Consider the following 14,488-nt stretch of genomic DNA (forward strand, 5'->3'; position numbering starts at 1 on the left):
GGGTGGTAGCCGTCCTACCCGTTCTGCTCCGCCTAGAAGTCGAACGAATACTGGTTAGGCCAACGCCGGGTATGAGCAGTCACCTGCTCGACCCGGCCAAGGCGCCAGCGCTTATATGCTCGTACGAATACGCGCTTCATAAGCTGTCTCCTTTTTGAAGATGGGATTGAGCCCACGCTCCGGAAGGCCTCGTGCCTCCGCGCCGTTCAGAGGCCGCGGTTCCGGTCAAAAAGGTTGGTAGGACGACTACCGACAATCTGGATAAGCGAGCAGGAACAAATAGCCAACCATGAACATGGGCCATTTCCACCCGTTGGTCTCGCTGGCTGTGAATTGTGCGTGAATAACCAATCCGTTCGCATCGAGCGAAGTCGAGATGCCCATCGGCATAGCGTTTGCCTTCGCGGTGTCTCGACTTCGCTCGACACGAACGGAGAATAGGGCGGCGTCTTGACGCACTGGGCCCCGGCTTTCGCCGGGGTGCATTTAGGAGAACATCATGAACTGGTTTGGCCGCAAGGCCGCGCAGGGGCCTGCGCGGCCTGCTTTGTCGCGGGTGTATGGGAGCTGGAGTGCGCCGGCGCCGCTGACGTGGGAGGCGCAGGTGTGGGAGGGTTATTTGTCCAACGCGATCGTCCAGCGCGCGGTGCGGCTGGTCGCCGAGGCGGCGGGGTCGGCGCCGGTCGAGGCGGACGATCCGGCGCTGCTGGCGCTCGTTTCCGCGACGTCGGGCGGGCAGGGGCTTGTCGAGACGTTGGCGTCGCAACTGCTGCTGCACGGCAATGGCTATGTGCAGATTTTGACCGACGGCGCGGGGGCGCCGGCCGAGCTGTTCGCGCTCCGGCCCGAGCGGGTGACGGTCGAGGCCGACGCGCGCGGATGGCCGGTCGCCTATCGTTACAAGGCGGGCGGCAGCGCCGCGGTGCTGCCCGCCGAGGACGGCGCGGGGCGGACCGCGGTGGTGCATGTGAAGGCGCTGCATCCGCTCGACGATCATTATGGCGCGGGGTGCCTCGGTGCAGCATCTGGCGCGATAGCGGCGCATAATGCCGCGGCGAAGTGGAATGCGGCGCTGCTCGAGAATGCGGCGCGGCCGTCGGGGGCGCTGGTGCACGATCCGGGCGACAAGGGCATGCCGTTGTCGGCCGAGCAGGTCGACCGGCTGCGCGAGGAGCTGGCCGAGAGCTTCGCGGGCGGGGCGAATGCGGGGCGGCCGCTGCTGCTCGAGGGCGGGCTGAAGTGGCAGGCGCTGTCGCTGTCGCCGGCAGAGATGGATTTCCTGGCGCTGAAGGATTCGAGCGCGCGCGAGATTGCGATGGCGTTCGGGGTGCCGCCGATGCTGCTCGGGCTGCCCGGCGATGCGACCTATGCCAATTATCGCGAGGCCAGCCGCGCGCTGTGGCGGCTGACCGTCCTGCCGCTCTGCACGAAGATATTGGGGGCGATTTCGCAGGGGCTGGCGGAGTGGTTCGACGGCGCCGGGCTGCGCGTCGACCTCGACCGGGTGCCGGCGCTCGTCGAGGACCGGATGGCGCTGTGGCGCGAGGTGTCGGCGGCGGACTGGCTGACCGCAGACGAGAAGAAGGCGCTGCTCGGGGTGGGTTAGCCACCCTCGTCATCCCAGCGAAAGCTGGGATCGCTGGCGGCGTGCCACAACGATAGCGGTCCCAGCTTTCGCTGGGACGACGATTTGAGGACATCGGCATGGATGAGGAAGAGGCGCTGGCGCGGTTGATCGCGCTGGCGGGGACGAGTGCGCCCGATGCGGCGCTGTTGCGTGCGGTGGTCGAGGAAGCGAGCGAGCTGGGGGCGCGGCGGGCATTGGCAAGGCTTGGCCTCGCCGACGAGGCGGCGCGCGACGATGTGAGCGACCTCAGGCAACTGCTCGGCGCGTGGCGCGACGCGAAGAAGAGCGCCTGGGCGGCGGCGGTCGACTGGGCGGTGCGCGGGATGCTGGCGCTGCTGGTCGTCGGGCTGGCGATGAAGCTGGGACTGCCGGGGCTGCTGAAGTGAGTTCGGGAGCGGAACAGGCCCTCCCCCCGGCCCCCTCCCGCAAGCGGGAGGGGGAGATACGGTTCGCGGGCTATGCGTCGGTGTTCGACCGCGTCGATCGCGGCGGAGACATTGTGCGCGCCGGGGCCTTTGCGGCGAGTTTGCGCGAGGGGCGCCCGGTGCCGCTGCTCTGGCAGCACCGGCCGGGGGCGGTGGTCGGCACGATCGAGACGTTGGCGGAGGATGCGCGGGGCTTACGCGTCGTGGCGCGGGTGACGCATCCGACGGCGGCGAAGCTCGTCGAACGCGGTGCGTTGACCGGGCTCAGCTTTGGCTATCGGGTGCGCGCGGCGCGCGGGGAGGGCCCGCGCGAGCTGCTGGCGCTCGACCTTGCGGAGGTGAGCCTGGTGGCGGCGCCGATGCAGCCGCTGGCGCGAGTGATTGCGGTGGAGGGCGGATCGATCCTCCCTGCGCCGAAGGCGTGGGGAGGTGGCAGCCCGAAGGGCTGACGGAGGGGCGGATGGCGCGAGATCGCGGCCCCTCCACCACCGCTTCGCGGCGGTCCCCCTCCCCATGGCTGCGCCACAGGGAGGATCTTTTGGAAGGAGTGACAAGCATGGACGATATGGAAGTGAAGGCAGACGCGCTCGAGGGGGCGTTCGATGCGGTGCTGGCGGCCGAGGCGGTCGATGATCTGAAAGCGTCGGTCGCGGCGCTGAAAGCACAGGTCGATGCCCAGGCGGTGGCGGCGTCGCGGTTGCCGCTCGACGGCGCCAAGGCGGCCGATCCGGCGCGTGACGCGTTCGTCGAGCGCTATCTACGCCGCGGTATCGATGCGGGCGTCGAGATGAAAAGCCTGTCGGGGGCGAGCGGCGGCGAGGGCGGCTATGCGGTGCCGCGCGAGATCGACGGCTCGATCGCCGCGACGCTGAAGGCGCTGTCGCCGATCCGGTCGATCGCGACGGTCGTGCAGACGGGGACGAGCGGCTATCGCAAGCTGGTCGCGACGGGATCGATGGGCGCCGGCTGGGTCGGCGAGACCGCGGCGCGGCCCGAGACCGCGACGCGCAGCTTTGCCGAGATCGCGCCGCCGTCGGGCGAGCTTTACGCCAATCCGGCGGCGAGCCAGGCAATGCTCGACGATGCGATGTTCGACGTCGAGGACTGGCTGGCCGACGAGCTCGGCCGCGAGTTCGCGGTGGCCGAGGGTAGCGCGTTCGTGAACGGCAACGGCACGAACCGGCCGAAGGGCTTCCTGACCTATACGGCGACGAACGAGATCGACAGCGTGCGCGCTTTCGGGTCGCTGCAGTATCTCGCGACGGGGACGGCGGGCGCCTTTCCGGCATCGAACCCGCAGGACAAGCTCGTCGAGCTGGTCCATTCGCTGAAGGCGCCGTACCGGCAAGGGGCGTGCTGGGTGATGAATTCGGACACGCTGTCGCGTATCCGCAAGTTCAAGACCAGCGACGGCGCTTTCGTGTGGCAGCCGGGGATGGTCGAGGGGCAGGCGGCGACGCTGCTCGGCTATCCGGTGGTCGAGGCCGAGGACATGCCCGATGTCGGTGCGAACAGCCTGTCGGTCGCCTTCGGCAACTTCGCCGCCGGATATCTGATCGCCGACCGCGGCGAGACGCGCATCCTGCGCGACCCATTCAGCAACAAGCCTTTTGTGCATTTCTATGCAACCAAAAGGGTGGGCGGTGCGATCATCGATTCGCAGGCCATCAAATTGCTGAAGTTCGCCGCCAGCTAAGCAGCGCTGGTGCGCGATGGGCGCCCGGCCTTGGGTTCCCTTCCCTTTCGGGTCAGGGCCGGGCGTCAACCAGCCTGCACTGATCTTCCGTCCAGGGCGGCCTGCAAATAACGACTTTTCGCACTTCCGGTGCTCACGTGCAGAAGCACGCTGCGCTCCGGCTTCCGAAAATCCGTCATTTTCGGCTCACCCTGAACGAAAGCCCGGCGCAGGCTTCTCCTGAAATTATATCGGAAAGGATGGCGCTGCCATGCCGACCCTTTTTTTTCGCCGATCTGGTGCGCGAGCTGTGCCAGGAGGGCGGGACCGGGCCGCTGACGCCGACCGGCGCGGTGCCCGGGCATCGCCGCTTTGCCGGCAACGTACCGATCGACACGCCGTTTCACTATGCCATCGCGGGGGTCGTCCACGAAGGCCAGTGGGAGGCCGGGCTCGGCCGGATCGACACGAGCGGTCGGCTGGTCCGCGATACGGTCGCGGCGTCGTCGAACGGCGGCGCGCTCGTCGACTTTGCGCCCGGGCTGAAAACGCTGGCGCTGACCGTCGGGGCGGGGTGGTTCGCCGCGACCGATGCGGCAGGCGCGGCGCTCGGCGTATCGGTCGCCGCTAAACAGCCGCTGTCGACGGGGCACGATGCCGTTGCGTCCGGACTGGCGGACGATCTGGTGACGGTGCGGCGGAGCGGCGGCTGGGTCAATCTTCCGCTCGCCGCGCTGACATATAAAAATGCCGTCGGGGCCTATGTCGTCGGTGGGGTGCTCTCCTGTTCCAGCGGCACGGCGGCAGCGCCCGCGATCAGTTTCGGGTCGAGCCCGGCGACCGGCCTGTTCCGCGCGGGCACCGACATATTGGGGGTGGCGACCGGCGGGGTCGAGCGCGTCCGGGTCGCCGCGAACGGCGATTTCGGCATCGGATCGACCGCCGCGGCCAACACGCGTCTGCTGGTGCGTTCATCGGATTCAGATGCGATGCAGGTGATCGCGCGGTTCCAGACGACGAACGTCGCCGGCAATGATTCCCATTATTTGACGATTGCCGCCGACCCGACGGCCAATCTGGTCCAGCTCGCATCGACCGGCACGAGTGCGGGCGGTTTTACGTTTGTGGCGGGATCGACCGAGCGCTTGCGGCTGCTGGCGGCGGGTACATTGCAACCGGGCGCCGACAACGGCCAGACGCTGGGGTCGGCATCGTTCCGCTGGTCGGTCGTTTATGCCGGGACGGGGACGATCAACACATCGGATATGCGCGACAAGACATGGCGCGGCGGCGCTACCGCGGCCGAATTGCACGCGGCGCGGCGGATCGCGGCCGAACTGGGGTTCTTCCAGTGGAACGACGCGATTGCCGAGAAGGGGGCGGCCGGTGCGCGCCATCATTTCGGACTGCGCGCGCAGGCGGTCTGGGCGATCATGGCCGACGAAGGACTGGTCGATCCGATCGGCGCCGACGGCCGGCCGGGCGCGACCCCCTATGCCTTTCTTTGCTGGGACGAATGGGATGCGGATGGCGGGACGCAGATGCGCTTCGGCATCCGCCCCGACCAGCTCGCGCTGTTCCTGATCGCCGGGCAGGAGGCGCGGATCGCGGCGCTGGAGGCAGCGGCGTGACGGCGGGAAAGCCGCCGTCGGCGCAGGCGATCGGCGATGCCGGGCGGCGCGATCTGCCGGGCGAATGGGGCGGCGCCGCGCCCGACGCAGCGCGCCCGCCCGCCCGCCACCTTCAGCCCTGCGGCGTGGCGCGGCGGGTGGTGGTGGTTCGCAAACCCTGACGAGAAAGGAGCGGACATGACGATGGTGGTGAAGGATCCGGGGGCGCGGATCGATTTCGAGTTCGAATGGGGTGCCGCCTATCCCGACGGGCAGGCGGTGCTGGCGAGCGCATGGACCTGCGTGCCCGACGAGCCTGACGGGGTCGCGGTCGCCGCGGCGAGCCACGATCTGCTGAAATCGGTTGCGACGCTGACCGGCGGAATTGCCGGCCACGTCTATCGCGTGAGCAACCGGGTGACGATGAGCGACGGGCAGATCGACGAGCGGTCGCTGACCGTGCGGGTGGAGGAACGGTGATGACGACGAGCCTGGTACCGGGCGAGGCCCCGGTGAGCCTCGACGAAGCACGCGGCTGGCTGCGGCTGGGCGCGAGCACCGACGATGCGGTGGTCGCGGGACTGATCCGCGCCGCAGCGAACATCTGCGAAAGCTTTGTCGGCCAGTGGCTGGTGATCCGCGAAGCCGAGGAGGTCATCGCCGTCGCCGGCGGCAAGATCCGCCTGTCGGTGCGGCCGGTGGTCGCGGTCGAGGCCGTGACCTTGCTCCTCGCGGCGGGCGGCGAAAGCGAGGTCGCCGAAGCGGGCCGGAGCCTCAGCCTGTCACCCGATGGGACCGGCTGGCTGTCGATCGCGGGGACGCGCGACGGCGACCGGGTGCGTGTCCGTTATCGCGCGGGTATGGCGGCCGACGTCAACGCCGTTCCCGAGGCGATCCGCCATGGCATATTGCGCATGATGCAGCATCTCCACGCGGCGCGCGACGGCGAAACCGGCGCGCCGCCGGCGATGATCGCGGCGCTGTGGCAGCCGTGGCGGCGGGTCGGGCTGGGGAGCGGCCGATGAGCGGCGCCGAGCAGGCGGTTCGGGCGCGGGCGCTGGACTTGCTGTCCGCCGACGCGGAACTCGCGGGATTGGTGCACGGCATCTTCGACGGGACACCGCCGCGCGCGAGCGCGCCCTATGTGTCGGTCGCAGCGGCCGAGGGGAGCGACTGGGGCACCAAGGATCGCGCCGGGCGCGAGGTGCGGCTGACGCTGCTGCTCGCCGGTGCGGGCAGCGCGCTCGACGATCGCGCGGCAGGGCGGATCGAGGCGGTCGTCGCATCGTTGCGCGGGGCGGCCGGCGATTGGGCCGTCGTCGGCGCGCGCGCGATCCGGACGCGCTTCAGCTTTGCCCGCGACGGCGGCTGGCGGCACGAAGTGGTGGTGCGTTGCCGCTGCCTCGCGGCGTGAGCATCAGTCGCCGGGGCGCGAGTTGTTTTCCGAATAGTCCTTGAACTTGTCGACGAAGTTCGCGTGGTAATCGTCGACCTGCATGTCGGCATTTTCGGCGGCATCGGCCTCCGAATCGCCGCCCGAACGGTTGAGCGCGATCACCGCGGTGCGAAAGGCGGCGCGTTCGGTTTCGCACACCGACTTGACCGCCATTTCGAACTCGGCGGCGGTGATCTTGTCGTCGAGCCCCTTCTTCATCGCCGTGTTCAGACATTTGGTGAAAGCGACGCGCGTCGTGTCGACCGCGGCGGTCGGCGACGGCGCCATGGCGGCCAGAAGCAATGTCGTGAAAAGCATCCTGCGACTCCCCGTTTGCAGTGATTTTTCTGTGAGGAGATTAGACGATGGCAATTGAAAATGGGAGCGCTTTTCTGCTCAAGATCGGCGATGGCGGGGTGCCGCCCGCCTATGGCACCGTCGCGGGTCTGCGCACGACGCAGCTTTCGGTGAACGGCGAGGCGGTGAACGTCACGACCAAGGATTCAGGCGGCTGGCGCGAGCTGCTGGCGGGCGCCGGGGTGCGATCGGTTTCGGTGAGCGCGGCGGGAATCTTTACCGGGTCGGCGGCCGAGGTACGGCTGCGCGGCCATGCGCTGTCGGGCGCAATCGACGATTATGAGCTGAGCTTTGAAAGCGGCGAACGGATGCAGGGCCGCTTTCTCGTCACGCGGCTCGACTATGCCGGCGATTACAACGGCGAGCGCAATTATACGCTGAGCCTGGAATCGAGCGGGCCGGTGGTGAGCCTGTGAGCGCCCCAATGTCGCAAGGGGCGAACCCGTTGCGCGGCGAGGCCGAACTGCGGGTCGGCGACACGGTGCATGTGCTGCGCCCGAGCTTTGCCGCGCTGGTGGCGGCCGAAGACGAGCTCGGACCGCTGTTCGCGCTGGTCGAGCGGGCCGCCGACGGCAAGCTCGCATTGGCTGAGCTGGCGTCGCTGTTCTGGCATTGCGTGCGCGACCGGCCCGAGGCGCTGACGCGCGAGCGGGTCGGCGAGGCGGTCGTCGCGCAGGGGCTGGCGGCGGTGACCCCGGCGCTGCGCGTGCTGCTGGGGCAGATATTGCAGGGGCGGTGAGGTGCAGGACGAATGGCTGGGCTCCGCCGCGCTGGCGCTCGCGGGGGTGATGGCGCGGGTCGGCGGCTGGCGGCCGGACGAGTTCTGGGCGGCGACGCCCGCCGATGTCCGCGCGGTGCTGGCGGGGTGGGCCGACGAGGATGCGGTACCGGGGCTGGGCCGTGCCGCGCTGGCGGCGATGATGGAGGCATTTCCCGATGGATGAGATCGACGAACTGGTGGTCGCGGTGCGCGCCGACACCGGTCTTTTCCGCCGCGACATCGCGGCGATGCGCGCCGAACTCGACGGGCCGCTTGTCGCCGGGGCGGATCAGGCCGGGCGCGCGATCGAAGGCGCGCTGTCGCGCGCGATCCGCACCGGCAAGTTGGGGTTCGAGGATCTGAAACGGCTGGTGCTGTCGGTGATGGCCGACGTTGCGCGGGTCGCGATTTCGAACGGCATCGGTGCGGCGATGGGCGGCGGGTCGGGCGGCGGCGGCGGATTGCTGTCGCTCGGAACCTCGATCGCGATGGCGCTGTTCGGGGCGCCGGGACGCGCGACGGGCGGACCGGTGAGCGCGGGGCGCGCCTATATGGTCGGCGAGCGCGGGCCCGAGCTGTTCGTGCCGACCGCGAGCGGGCGGATCGAGGCGCCGGGCACGGGCGGGGTGCGCAATATCGCGATCACGGTGAATGTGCGCGGCGATGCGGGGAGCGAGCCGCAGCGGCTGGCGCAGACCGGGCGGCAACTGGCGCGCGCGGTGCGGCGCGCGGTCGCGCAGGGCGACGACTGATGGGCTGGGCGCTGGTGGCGGCCGAGCCGCATCACAGGAAGGGCTGGCTCAAGCGCTTCGACCCGCGCTTTTGGACGGTCGATTTCGCGCGGCCGATGATGGCGAGCGTGACGAGCGATGCGCCGCGGGCGCTGCGCGTCGAGACGGTGTTTTATCGCAAGCAGGATCTGGCCGGGCTGATCTGGGAGGCCGAGGACCGCTGGAACCATCCGCTGCTTGCCTATGAGACGAAGCGCGACTTCCGGCACACGCAGTTGAAGTTTCGTTGGCGGTCGGGCGGGATCAAGCCGCTCGACGCGCTGCACGGGCCGACGCTGACCATCGAGGGGCGCGACGCGGCGGGGAGCCCGCGCGCCTGGTATGTGCGGCTGTGGAACTATGCGACGGGGACAGCCGAGGATGCGCTGGTCAGCCTCGATTTCGACGATCTCGACGGCGGGTTCCTGTTACCGGCCGAGGCGGACCCGGTGTGGGCGGGCGACATCGACCGGATGTTCATCTCGCTGGTGCCGCCGGATTACGACGCGAGCGACGGCGTGCTCGCGGCGCCGGTCGAGGGCTGGGCCGAGATGAGCGAGATCGCCTGTGCGGGGTCGGGATCGGTGCTGGCGATCGGCGATGTCGTGATGCCCGAACACGCCCTCGGCATCGCGGGCGGCTATGACGACAGCTATAACCTGACCCCGGCGCGGGTGGTGCGGCAGATCGTCGGGCTCGGCTATCGCGGCGACGTCGTCCATTATGTCGGGATGAGCCATTATATGCGGCTCGAGGCGGCGAGCGGCGGTTTTTACGCAAGCCTGGCGGGCGGGGTGCTCAACGGACCGTGCGCGGCGTGGCACGCGGGTTATGCGAGCGCATGCAAGGCGGCGGGGCTGGGGCTCATCTGGTCGCTGTCGTACGAATATTTCGATGCCTATTGCCGGGAGGACTGGAAGCAGCGGACGGCCGACGGATCGCCGGCGCTGACCGGCTGGGAGCCGCCGTCGACCTTGCTGTCGCCCGCCAATGCCGCCGCGATGGGCTATCTGCAACTCGTCGCACGGGCGTTCGTTGCGATCGGCGCGGCGGCGGAGTTGCCGCTGAAATTCCAGGTCGGCGAACCCTGGTGGTGGACCGCGAGCGAAGGGCGGCTTTGCGCCTATGACGCCGCGACGACGGCAGCGCTGGGCAGCGCGAGCGTCGCGATCCCCGATGTGCGCGGAGCCCTCGATGCGGGGCAATTCGCGATGCTCGACGCGCTGGGCGTTCTGCTGGCGGCGTCGACCGGCGCGCTCGTTGCGGCGGCGCGCGACGAGGCGGGCGCGGCGGGGCTGGTGAGCCATTTGCTCGTCTTCCTGCCGACGGTGCTCGATGGCGAGGCGCCCGAGGTGCGACGCGCCAATGTGCCGACGGACTGGGCGGCGCCGGCGTTCGATGTGCTGCAGCTCGAGGATTATGACTGGGTCACCGCCGGGCGCGGGGGCGAGACGGCAGGCGCGCGCGCGGTGATGGTCGCGCGACTCGGCTATCCGATTGAGGAACAGCATTATTTTTCAGGCTTTGTCCTGCTGCCCGAGCAGCGGGCGCAGTGGGGACCGATTGCGGACGCCGCCGATGCGGCGCGGCGTGCCGGGGTGGCGCAGACCTTCGTCTGGGCGCTGCCGCAGGTGGCGCGCGACGGTTTCGTGACATTCGACGGACAAGGCGACGGGGAGGGCGAGGTGCAGGCTTTTGATGCGGTGGATTTCCCGCTGGCGATCGGGCGCGAGGCGCTGGTGGTGACCGAATTTTCGACGCAGATCGTGAGTTCGCCGTCGGGGCACGAGCAGCGTGCGAGCGAATGGGCCGAGGCGCGGATGCGCTACGACGCAGGGCCGGGGGTGCGCTCGGAAGCCGATGTGCGGACCCTGACCGATTTCTTCCGCGCCCGGCGCGGCGCGGCGCGCGCGTTCCGCTTTCGCGACCCGTTCGATGGCAGCTCGGCGGCGAACGGCGGCATGCCGACGGCGATCGACCAGTGGCTGGGGACCGGCGACGGCAGCCGGCGGCAGTTCGCGCTGGTCAAATATTATGGCAGCGACGATGCGGTACAGACGCGCGCGATCCGCCTGCCGGTCGCGGGGAGCGTGCGGGTGTCGGTCGACGGGATCGAGACCGCGGCCTTTGCCGTGACCGGCAGCGGCGAAGTGCTGCTCGATGCCGCACCGGCGGACGGCGTTGCGGTGCGTGCGGGTTTCCTGTTCGACGTGCCGGTGCGCTTTGCCGAGGACCGGCTGGAGGTGAGCCGCGCGACGTTCCTTGCGGGCGAGATCGCGAATGTGCCGCTGGTCGAGGTGCGGGCGCCATGGTGATCGCGGCGGCGCCCGACTGGCTGCGCGCAGAGCTGGTGACGCTGGCGTGGTGCTGGCGGCTGGCGCGCCGCGACGGGGTGGTGATCGGGCTGACCTCGCACGACCGCGACCTGGTGATCGACGGGATCGTCTATCGCGCGGCGCCGGGGATGAAGCCGTCGGCGATCGAGTCGAGCGACAGCCTCGATGCCACGACGATGGATCTCGAAGGCGCCATCGCGAGCGAGGCGATCGCGGCGCGCGATCTCGATGCGGGGCGCTGGGACGGCGCCGCGCTCGTGCTGTTCGTGACCGACTGGACTGCGCCCGATGCGGCGCCGATCACGGTTGCGCGGGGATCGCTGGGCGCGATCGAGCGGCGCGGCGCGGCCTTTGGCGCCGAATTGCAAGGCGTGACGCGGATGCTCGACCGGCCGGTGTGCCCGGCAACCTCGCCGAGTTGCCGCGCGAACCTGGGCGACCGGGCGTGCCGCGTCGATCTGGCGCCGCTGACGCACAGGCAGAGAGTGATCGCGGTCGCGGGGCGGACGGTAACGCTCGACAGCGCGGTGGCGGGCGTGATGGCGTTCGGCGAATTGCTGTGGCTCGAGGGGGCGAATTGCGGACTGGCGAGCCCGGTGATCGGTGCCGAGGGCGCGGTGCTGCATCTCGCCGAGGCGCCGCCTTTGGCCGTGGCGCTCCCGGCCCGGGTGCGGCTGACCGAAGGGTGCGACAAGCAGCTTTCGACGTGCCGGACCCGCTTTGCCAATTCGGTTAATTTTCGCGGCGAAGCGCACCTTCCCGGTAATGACCTGCTGACGCGATATCCCGGTGGATGATCCGGGGCGACGCGCCTTCGCCGCGGCGCGGACGATGGTGGGCGTGCGGTTCCGGCCGCAAGGTTGCGACGCGCGGATGGGGCTGGATTGCGTCGGACTGGTGTGGACGGCCTATGCCGCGGCGGGGCGGCTGCTTGTCCGGCCGTGCGATTATCCGCTGCGCGGCTGGTCGCGGGCGCAGGTCGAGGCGGGGTTGGCCGCAGCGGGTTTCGCGCCGGTCGGCGGCGCGGTCTGCGATGGCGATGTGGCGCTGATCGCGCTCGATGCGGGGCAATTCCACCTGGGGCTGATCGGCGCCGATCGGCTGGTGCATGCGCATGCGGGGCTGCGGCGGGTGGTGGAAACGCCGGTAGGTGGATGGGGAGACGTAGACCGCTGGCGGCTGCGCCCCGATTGAAAAATTCTGTGCTGCCGCGAAGGCGGGAGCCCATCTCCGGTCGGCGCTATCTGGAGCCGGCCGGAGATGGGGCCCCGCCTGCGCGGGGACACAGCTCTGATTATGGGAGCATATCATGGCGACTTTGGTGCTGACCGTGGTCGGCGGACTCGTTGGCGGGCCGGTGGGGGCGGCGATCGGCGCGACGATCGGCCAGCAGGTCGATGCCGCGATCTTCAAACCGAAGGGGCGCGAAGGCCCGCGGCTGGCCGACCTCAAGGTGCAAGCGTCGACCTATGGCCAGCAAATCCCGCAACTGTTCGGGACGATGCGCGTCGCGGGCAGCGTGATCTGGGCGACCGACCTGATCGAGCGGCGGACGAAGAGCGGCGGCGGCAAGGGGCGGCCGTCGGTGACCGAATATAGCTATTCGGTCTCGCTCGCGGTGGCGCTGTCGTCGCGGCCGATCCGCGCGATCCGGCGGATCTGGGCCGACGGCAATCTGCTGCGCGGATCGAGCGGGACGTTCAAGGAACGCTGCACCTTTCGCTGGTATTCTGGAAGCGAGGATCAGGCGGCCGACCCGCTGATCGCGTCGGCGGTGGGAATGGCGTCGGCGAGCGCGTTTCGCGGCACCGCCTATGCGGTGTTCGCGGAACTGGAACTGGCGAGCTTCGGCAATCGCATCCCGTCGCTGACCTTTGAGGTCGAGGCCGATGCCGGGCCGATCGACGCGGGTATGGTCGGCGACATCCTACTCGGCGAGGCGGGGCTTTGCAGCGGTGGCTGGGCGTTCGCGGGCTATGCTGCGTCGGGTGACCGGGCGCGCGATGCGCTGGCGCCGCTGTTCGAAGCCGACGCCATGCGGCTGGTAAGCGATCCGGGCGGATGGCATCTCGCCCCCGCAGGCATCGGCGCAGCCCCGGTCGCGCTCGCCGGTTTCCGCGAAACGCGGCGCGCCGAGACGCCGGGCGACCGGGTCGAGCAAAACCGCGCGGCGCTGTCGTCGCTGCCCGGCACGATACGGCTGCGCCATTACGAGCCCGAGCGCGACTACCAGCTCGGCCAGCAGGCGAGCGCGGTTGCCGGCGGCGGGGTTCGCGAGGAGCGGATCGATCTGCCCGCCGTGCTCGCCGCCGGATCGGCGCGCGCGCTTGCGCAGCAGCTTGCGGCGGCGGCGACCGATGGCCGCGAAACGGTCGTCTGGCAGGCCGACCTTGGCGCGCTGGCGCTGCCGGTCGGCGGCGTCGTCACCCTGATCGATGAAAGCGGCTGGCGCGTGGCGAGCCGGTCGGTGCGTTCGAACGAGGTGCGAATAGAGCTCCGGCGATACCAGCCGCTGACCGGCGGTTCCGTGGCGGCCGATCCGGGTGCGCCGGTGGTCCAGCCCGACTGGGCCGATGCGACCGGCACCGTGCATGTGTTCGACTTGCCCAGCCTTAGCATAGCTGCCGCGCAGGCGCCGCGGCTTGTGGTCGCGGGAGCGGGCAGCAACGACGGCGGCGCGGCGCCGACTGCTGGGTCGTGCCGATACCCGGGGCCGAGCCGGTGCCCGCCGGCGCGCTGCGTCCGGCGGCGGCGCTCGGCGCGCTCGCCGAACCGCTGGCCGCGGGAAGCGCAGAGTTGTTCGATCTTGCGAACGCCATCTTCGTCACGCTGGCCAATGCGGCGATGACGCTCGAGACGGTCGACGATGCGCGGCTGCTAGGCGGAGCAAACCGGGCGATGATCGGCGGCGAGTTGCTGCAATTCGGCGTTGCCGAAGCCGTAACGCCCGGCGTCTGGCGCCTGTCGCGGCTGCTGCGCGGACGAGCGGGGAGCCATGCGGATGCGCATGCCGAGGGCGCGCCCTTCGCGATGATCGACGATCCGGCTTTGCTGCTGCTCCCCGACGAACTGGCGGCCTGGGCCGAAAGCGGCGCGGCCATCGTCCAGTGGGCGCCGCGCAACGGCACCGGTATCGAAGATATCGAGATGCCCGGCACGGCGCAGGCGTTGCGGCCGCTGGCCCCGGTGCATGCGCGTATCCGGCCCGACGGTTCGGGCGGTGTCGACATCGACTGGATTCGCCGCAGCCGCGCCGACCCAGGCTGGCGCGACCATGTCGATATTCCGCCGGGCGAAAGCCGCGAAGCTTGGCGGGCCGAACTGGTTCCCGCGGTGCCGGGGTTCGGGCCGTGGGAGCGGCCGTCGGCCAGCCTTCATCTCGAAGCCGCGATTATCGGAGCGCTGCCCTCGGGATGCCACATCGAACTTCGCCAGATCGGCGACTTCGCGGTGTCGGATCCGCTCATCCTGCCCCTGACCTGAAAGGAAAAAA

Annotated in this window: 19 protein-coding genes; 18 read left to right on the forward strand and 1 reads right to left on the reverse strand. The window is 69.8% G+C overall.

Going from position 1 to position 14,488, the window contains the following annotated elements; all coding sequences use genetic code 11:
* Positions 1 to 499: 499 nt before the first annotated feature.
* The 9 genes from AN936_RS00975 to gp17 all read left to right on the forward strand — a co-directional run bounded on the left by AN936_RS00975 (position 500) and on the right by gp17 (position 6,751).
* Positions 500 to 1,606, forward strand: a complete 1,107-nt coding sequence (locus AN936_RS00975; RefSeq protein ID WP_054586509.1) for a phage portal protein — start codon at positions 500 to 502, stop codon at positions 1,604 to 1,606.
* Between the two features lie 98 nt (positions 1,607 to 1,704).
* Positions 1,705 to 2,013, forward strand: a complete 309-nt coding sequence (locus tag AN936_RS00980; protein ID WP_054586510.1) for a DUF6127 family protein — start codon at positions 1,705 to 1,707, stop codon at positions 2,011 to 2,013.
* Positions 2,010 to 2,501 carry an HK97 family phage prohead protease gene (locus AN936_RS00985; RefSeq protein ID WP_054586511.1) on the forward strand — a complete coding sequence of 164 codons (492 nt, stop codon included), beginning with the start codon at positions 2,010 to 2,012 and terminating at the stop codon, positions 2,499 to 2,501. The genes AN936_RS00980 and AN936_RS00985 overlap by 4 nt, the downstream gene beginning before the upstream one ends.
* 107 nt (positions 2,502 to 2,608) lie before the next feature.
* Entirely contained in the window at positions 2,609 to 3,748 is a 1,140-nt protein-coding gene (locus AN936_RS00990; protein ID WP_084758094.1) for a phage major capsid protein, read from the forward strand.
* A 278-nt stretch (positions 3,749 to 4,026) separates the two neighbouring features.
* Positions 4,027 to 5,358, forward strand: a complete 1,332-nt coding sequence (locus tag AN936_RS00995; RefSeq protein ID WP_149037567.1) for a tail fiber domain-containing protein — start codon at positions 4,027 to 4,029, stop codon at positions 5,356 to 5,358.
* On the forward strand, positions 5,355 to 5,519 hold the full coding sequence (locus tag AN936_RS24960) for a hypothetical protein (protein WP_158500029.1): 165 nt from the start codon (positions 5,355 to 5,357) through the stop codon (positions 5,517 to 5,519). The genes AN936_RS00995 and AN936_RS24960 overlap by 4 nt, the downstream gene beginning before the upstream one ends.
* A 16-nt stretch (positions 5,520 to 5,535) precedes the next feature.
* On the forward strand, positions 5,536 to 5,817 hold the full coding sequence (locus AN936_RS01000) for a hypothetical protein (protein WP_054586513.1): 282 nt from the start codon (positions 5,536 to 5,538) through the stop codon (positions 5,815 to 5,817).
* The gene (locus tag AN936_RS01005; RefSeq protein ID WP_054586514.1) at positions 5,817 to 6,362 is read left to right on the forward strand and encodes a head-tail connector protein; all 546 of its coding nucleotides are present in this window, start codon (positions 5,817 to 5,819) and stop codon (positions 6,360 to 6,362) included. Before AN936_RS01000 ends, AN936_RS01005 begins: the two co-directional genes overlap by 1 nt.
* Positions 6,359 to 6,751, forward strand: a complete 393-nt coding sequence (gp17, locus tag AN936_RS01010; protein WP_054586515.1) for a tail completion protein gp17 — start codon at positions 6,359 to 6,361, stop codon at positions 6,749 to 6,751. The genes AN936_RS01005 and gp17 overlap by 4 nt, the downstream gene beginning before the upstream one ends.
* Positions 6,752 to 6,754: 3 nt before the next feature.
* On the opposite strand, the gene AN936_RS01015 is transcribed toward gp17, so the two are convergent.
* Positions 6,755 to 7,090 carry a hypothetical protein gene (locus tag AN936_RS01015; protein ID WP_054586516.1) on the reverse strand — a complete coding sequence of 112 codons (336 nt, stop codon included), beginning with the start codon at positions 7,088 to 7,090 and terminating at the stop codon, positions 6,755 to 6,757.
* A gap of 47 nt (positions 7,091 to 7,137) precedes the next feature.
* Between AN936_RS01015 and AN936_RS01020 the strand changes: the two genes are divergently transcribed.
* The 9 genes from AN936_RS01020 (at position 7,138) to AN936_RS25355 (ending at position 14,478) form a co-directional block, all read left to right on the forward strand.
* Positions 7,138 to 7,545: a phage major tail protein, TP901-1 family gene (locus AN936_RS01020; RefSeq protein ID WP_054586517.1), complete on the forward strand. Its 408-nt coding sequence runs from the start codon at positions 7,138 to 7,140 to the stop codon at positions 7,543 to 7,545.
* Between the two features lie 8 nt (positions 7,546 to 7,553).
* On the forward strand, positions 7,554 to 7,868 hold the full coding sequence (locus tag AN936_RS01025; RefSeq protein ID WP_054586518.1) for a gene transfer agent family protein: 315 nt from the start codon (positions 7,554 to 7,556) through the stop codon (positions 7,866 to 7,868).
* A 1-nt stretch (position 7,869) separates the two neighbouring features.
* Complete coding sequence (locus AN936_RS01030) at positions 7,870 to 8,073, forward strand: phage tail assembly chaperone (RefSeq protein WP_054586519.1); 204 nt, start codon at positions 7,870 to 7,872, stop codon at positions 8,071 to 8,073.
* On the forward strand, positions 8,066 to 8,641 hold the full coding sequence (locus AN936_RS01035; protein ID WP_054586520.1) for a hypothetical protein: 576 nt from the start codon (positions 8,066 to 8,068) through the stop codon (positions 8,639 to 8,641). Before AN936_RS01030 ends, AN936_RS01035 begins: the two co-directional genes overlap by 8 nt.
* The gene (locus AN936_RS01040; protein ID WP_054586521.1) at positions 8,641 to 10,974 is read left to right on the forward strand and encodes a DUF2460 domain-containing protein; all 2,334 of its coding nucleotides are present in this window, start codon (positions 8,641 to 8,643) and stop codon (positions 10,972 to 10,974) included. Before AN936_RS01035 ends, AN936_RS01040 begins: the two co-directional genes overlap by 1 nt.
* On the forward strand, positions 10,968 to 11,792 hold the full coding sequence (locus tag AN936_RS01045; protein WP_054586522.1) for a DUF2163 domain-containing protein: 825 nt from the start codon (positions 10,968 to 10,970) through the stop codon (positions 11,790 to 11,792). The genes AN936_RS01040 and AN936_RS01045 overlap by 7 nt, the downstream gene beginning before the upstream one ends.
* Positions 11,785 to 12,189: a hypothetical protein gene (locus tag AN936_RS01050; RefSeq protein WP_054586523.1), complete on the forward strand. Its 405-nt coding sequence runs from the start codon at positions 11,785 to 11,787 to the stop codon at positions 12,187 to 12,189. The genes AN936_RS01045 and AN936_RS01050 overlap by 8 nt, the downstream gene beginning before the upstream one ends.
* 115 nt (positions 12,190 to 12,304) lie before the next feature.
* Entirely contained in the window at positions 12,305 to 13,843 is a 1,539-nt protein-coding gene (locus AN936_RS01055) for a phage tail protein (protein WP_234715701.1), read from the forward strand.
* Positions 13,792 to 14,478 carry a hypothetical protein gene (locus tag AN936_RS25355; RefSeq protein WP_234715702.1) on the forward strand — a complete coding sequence of 229 codons (687 nt, stop codon included), beginning with the start codon at positions 13,792 to 13,794 and terminating at the stop codon, positions 14,476 to 14,478. The genes AN936_RS01055 and AN936_RS25355 overlap by 52 nt, the downstream gene beginning before the upstream one ends.
* The last annotated feature ends 10 nt before the right edge of the window (positions 14,479 to 14,488 follow it).

The organism is Sphingopyxis macrogoltabida (assembly GCF_001307295.1).
GTDB lineage: Bacteria > Pseudomonadota > Alphaproteobacteria > Sphingomonadales > Sphingomonadaceae > Sphingopyxis > Sphingopyxis macrogoltabida_B.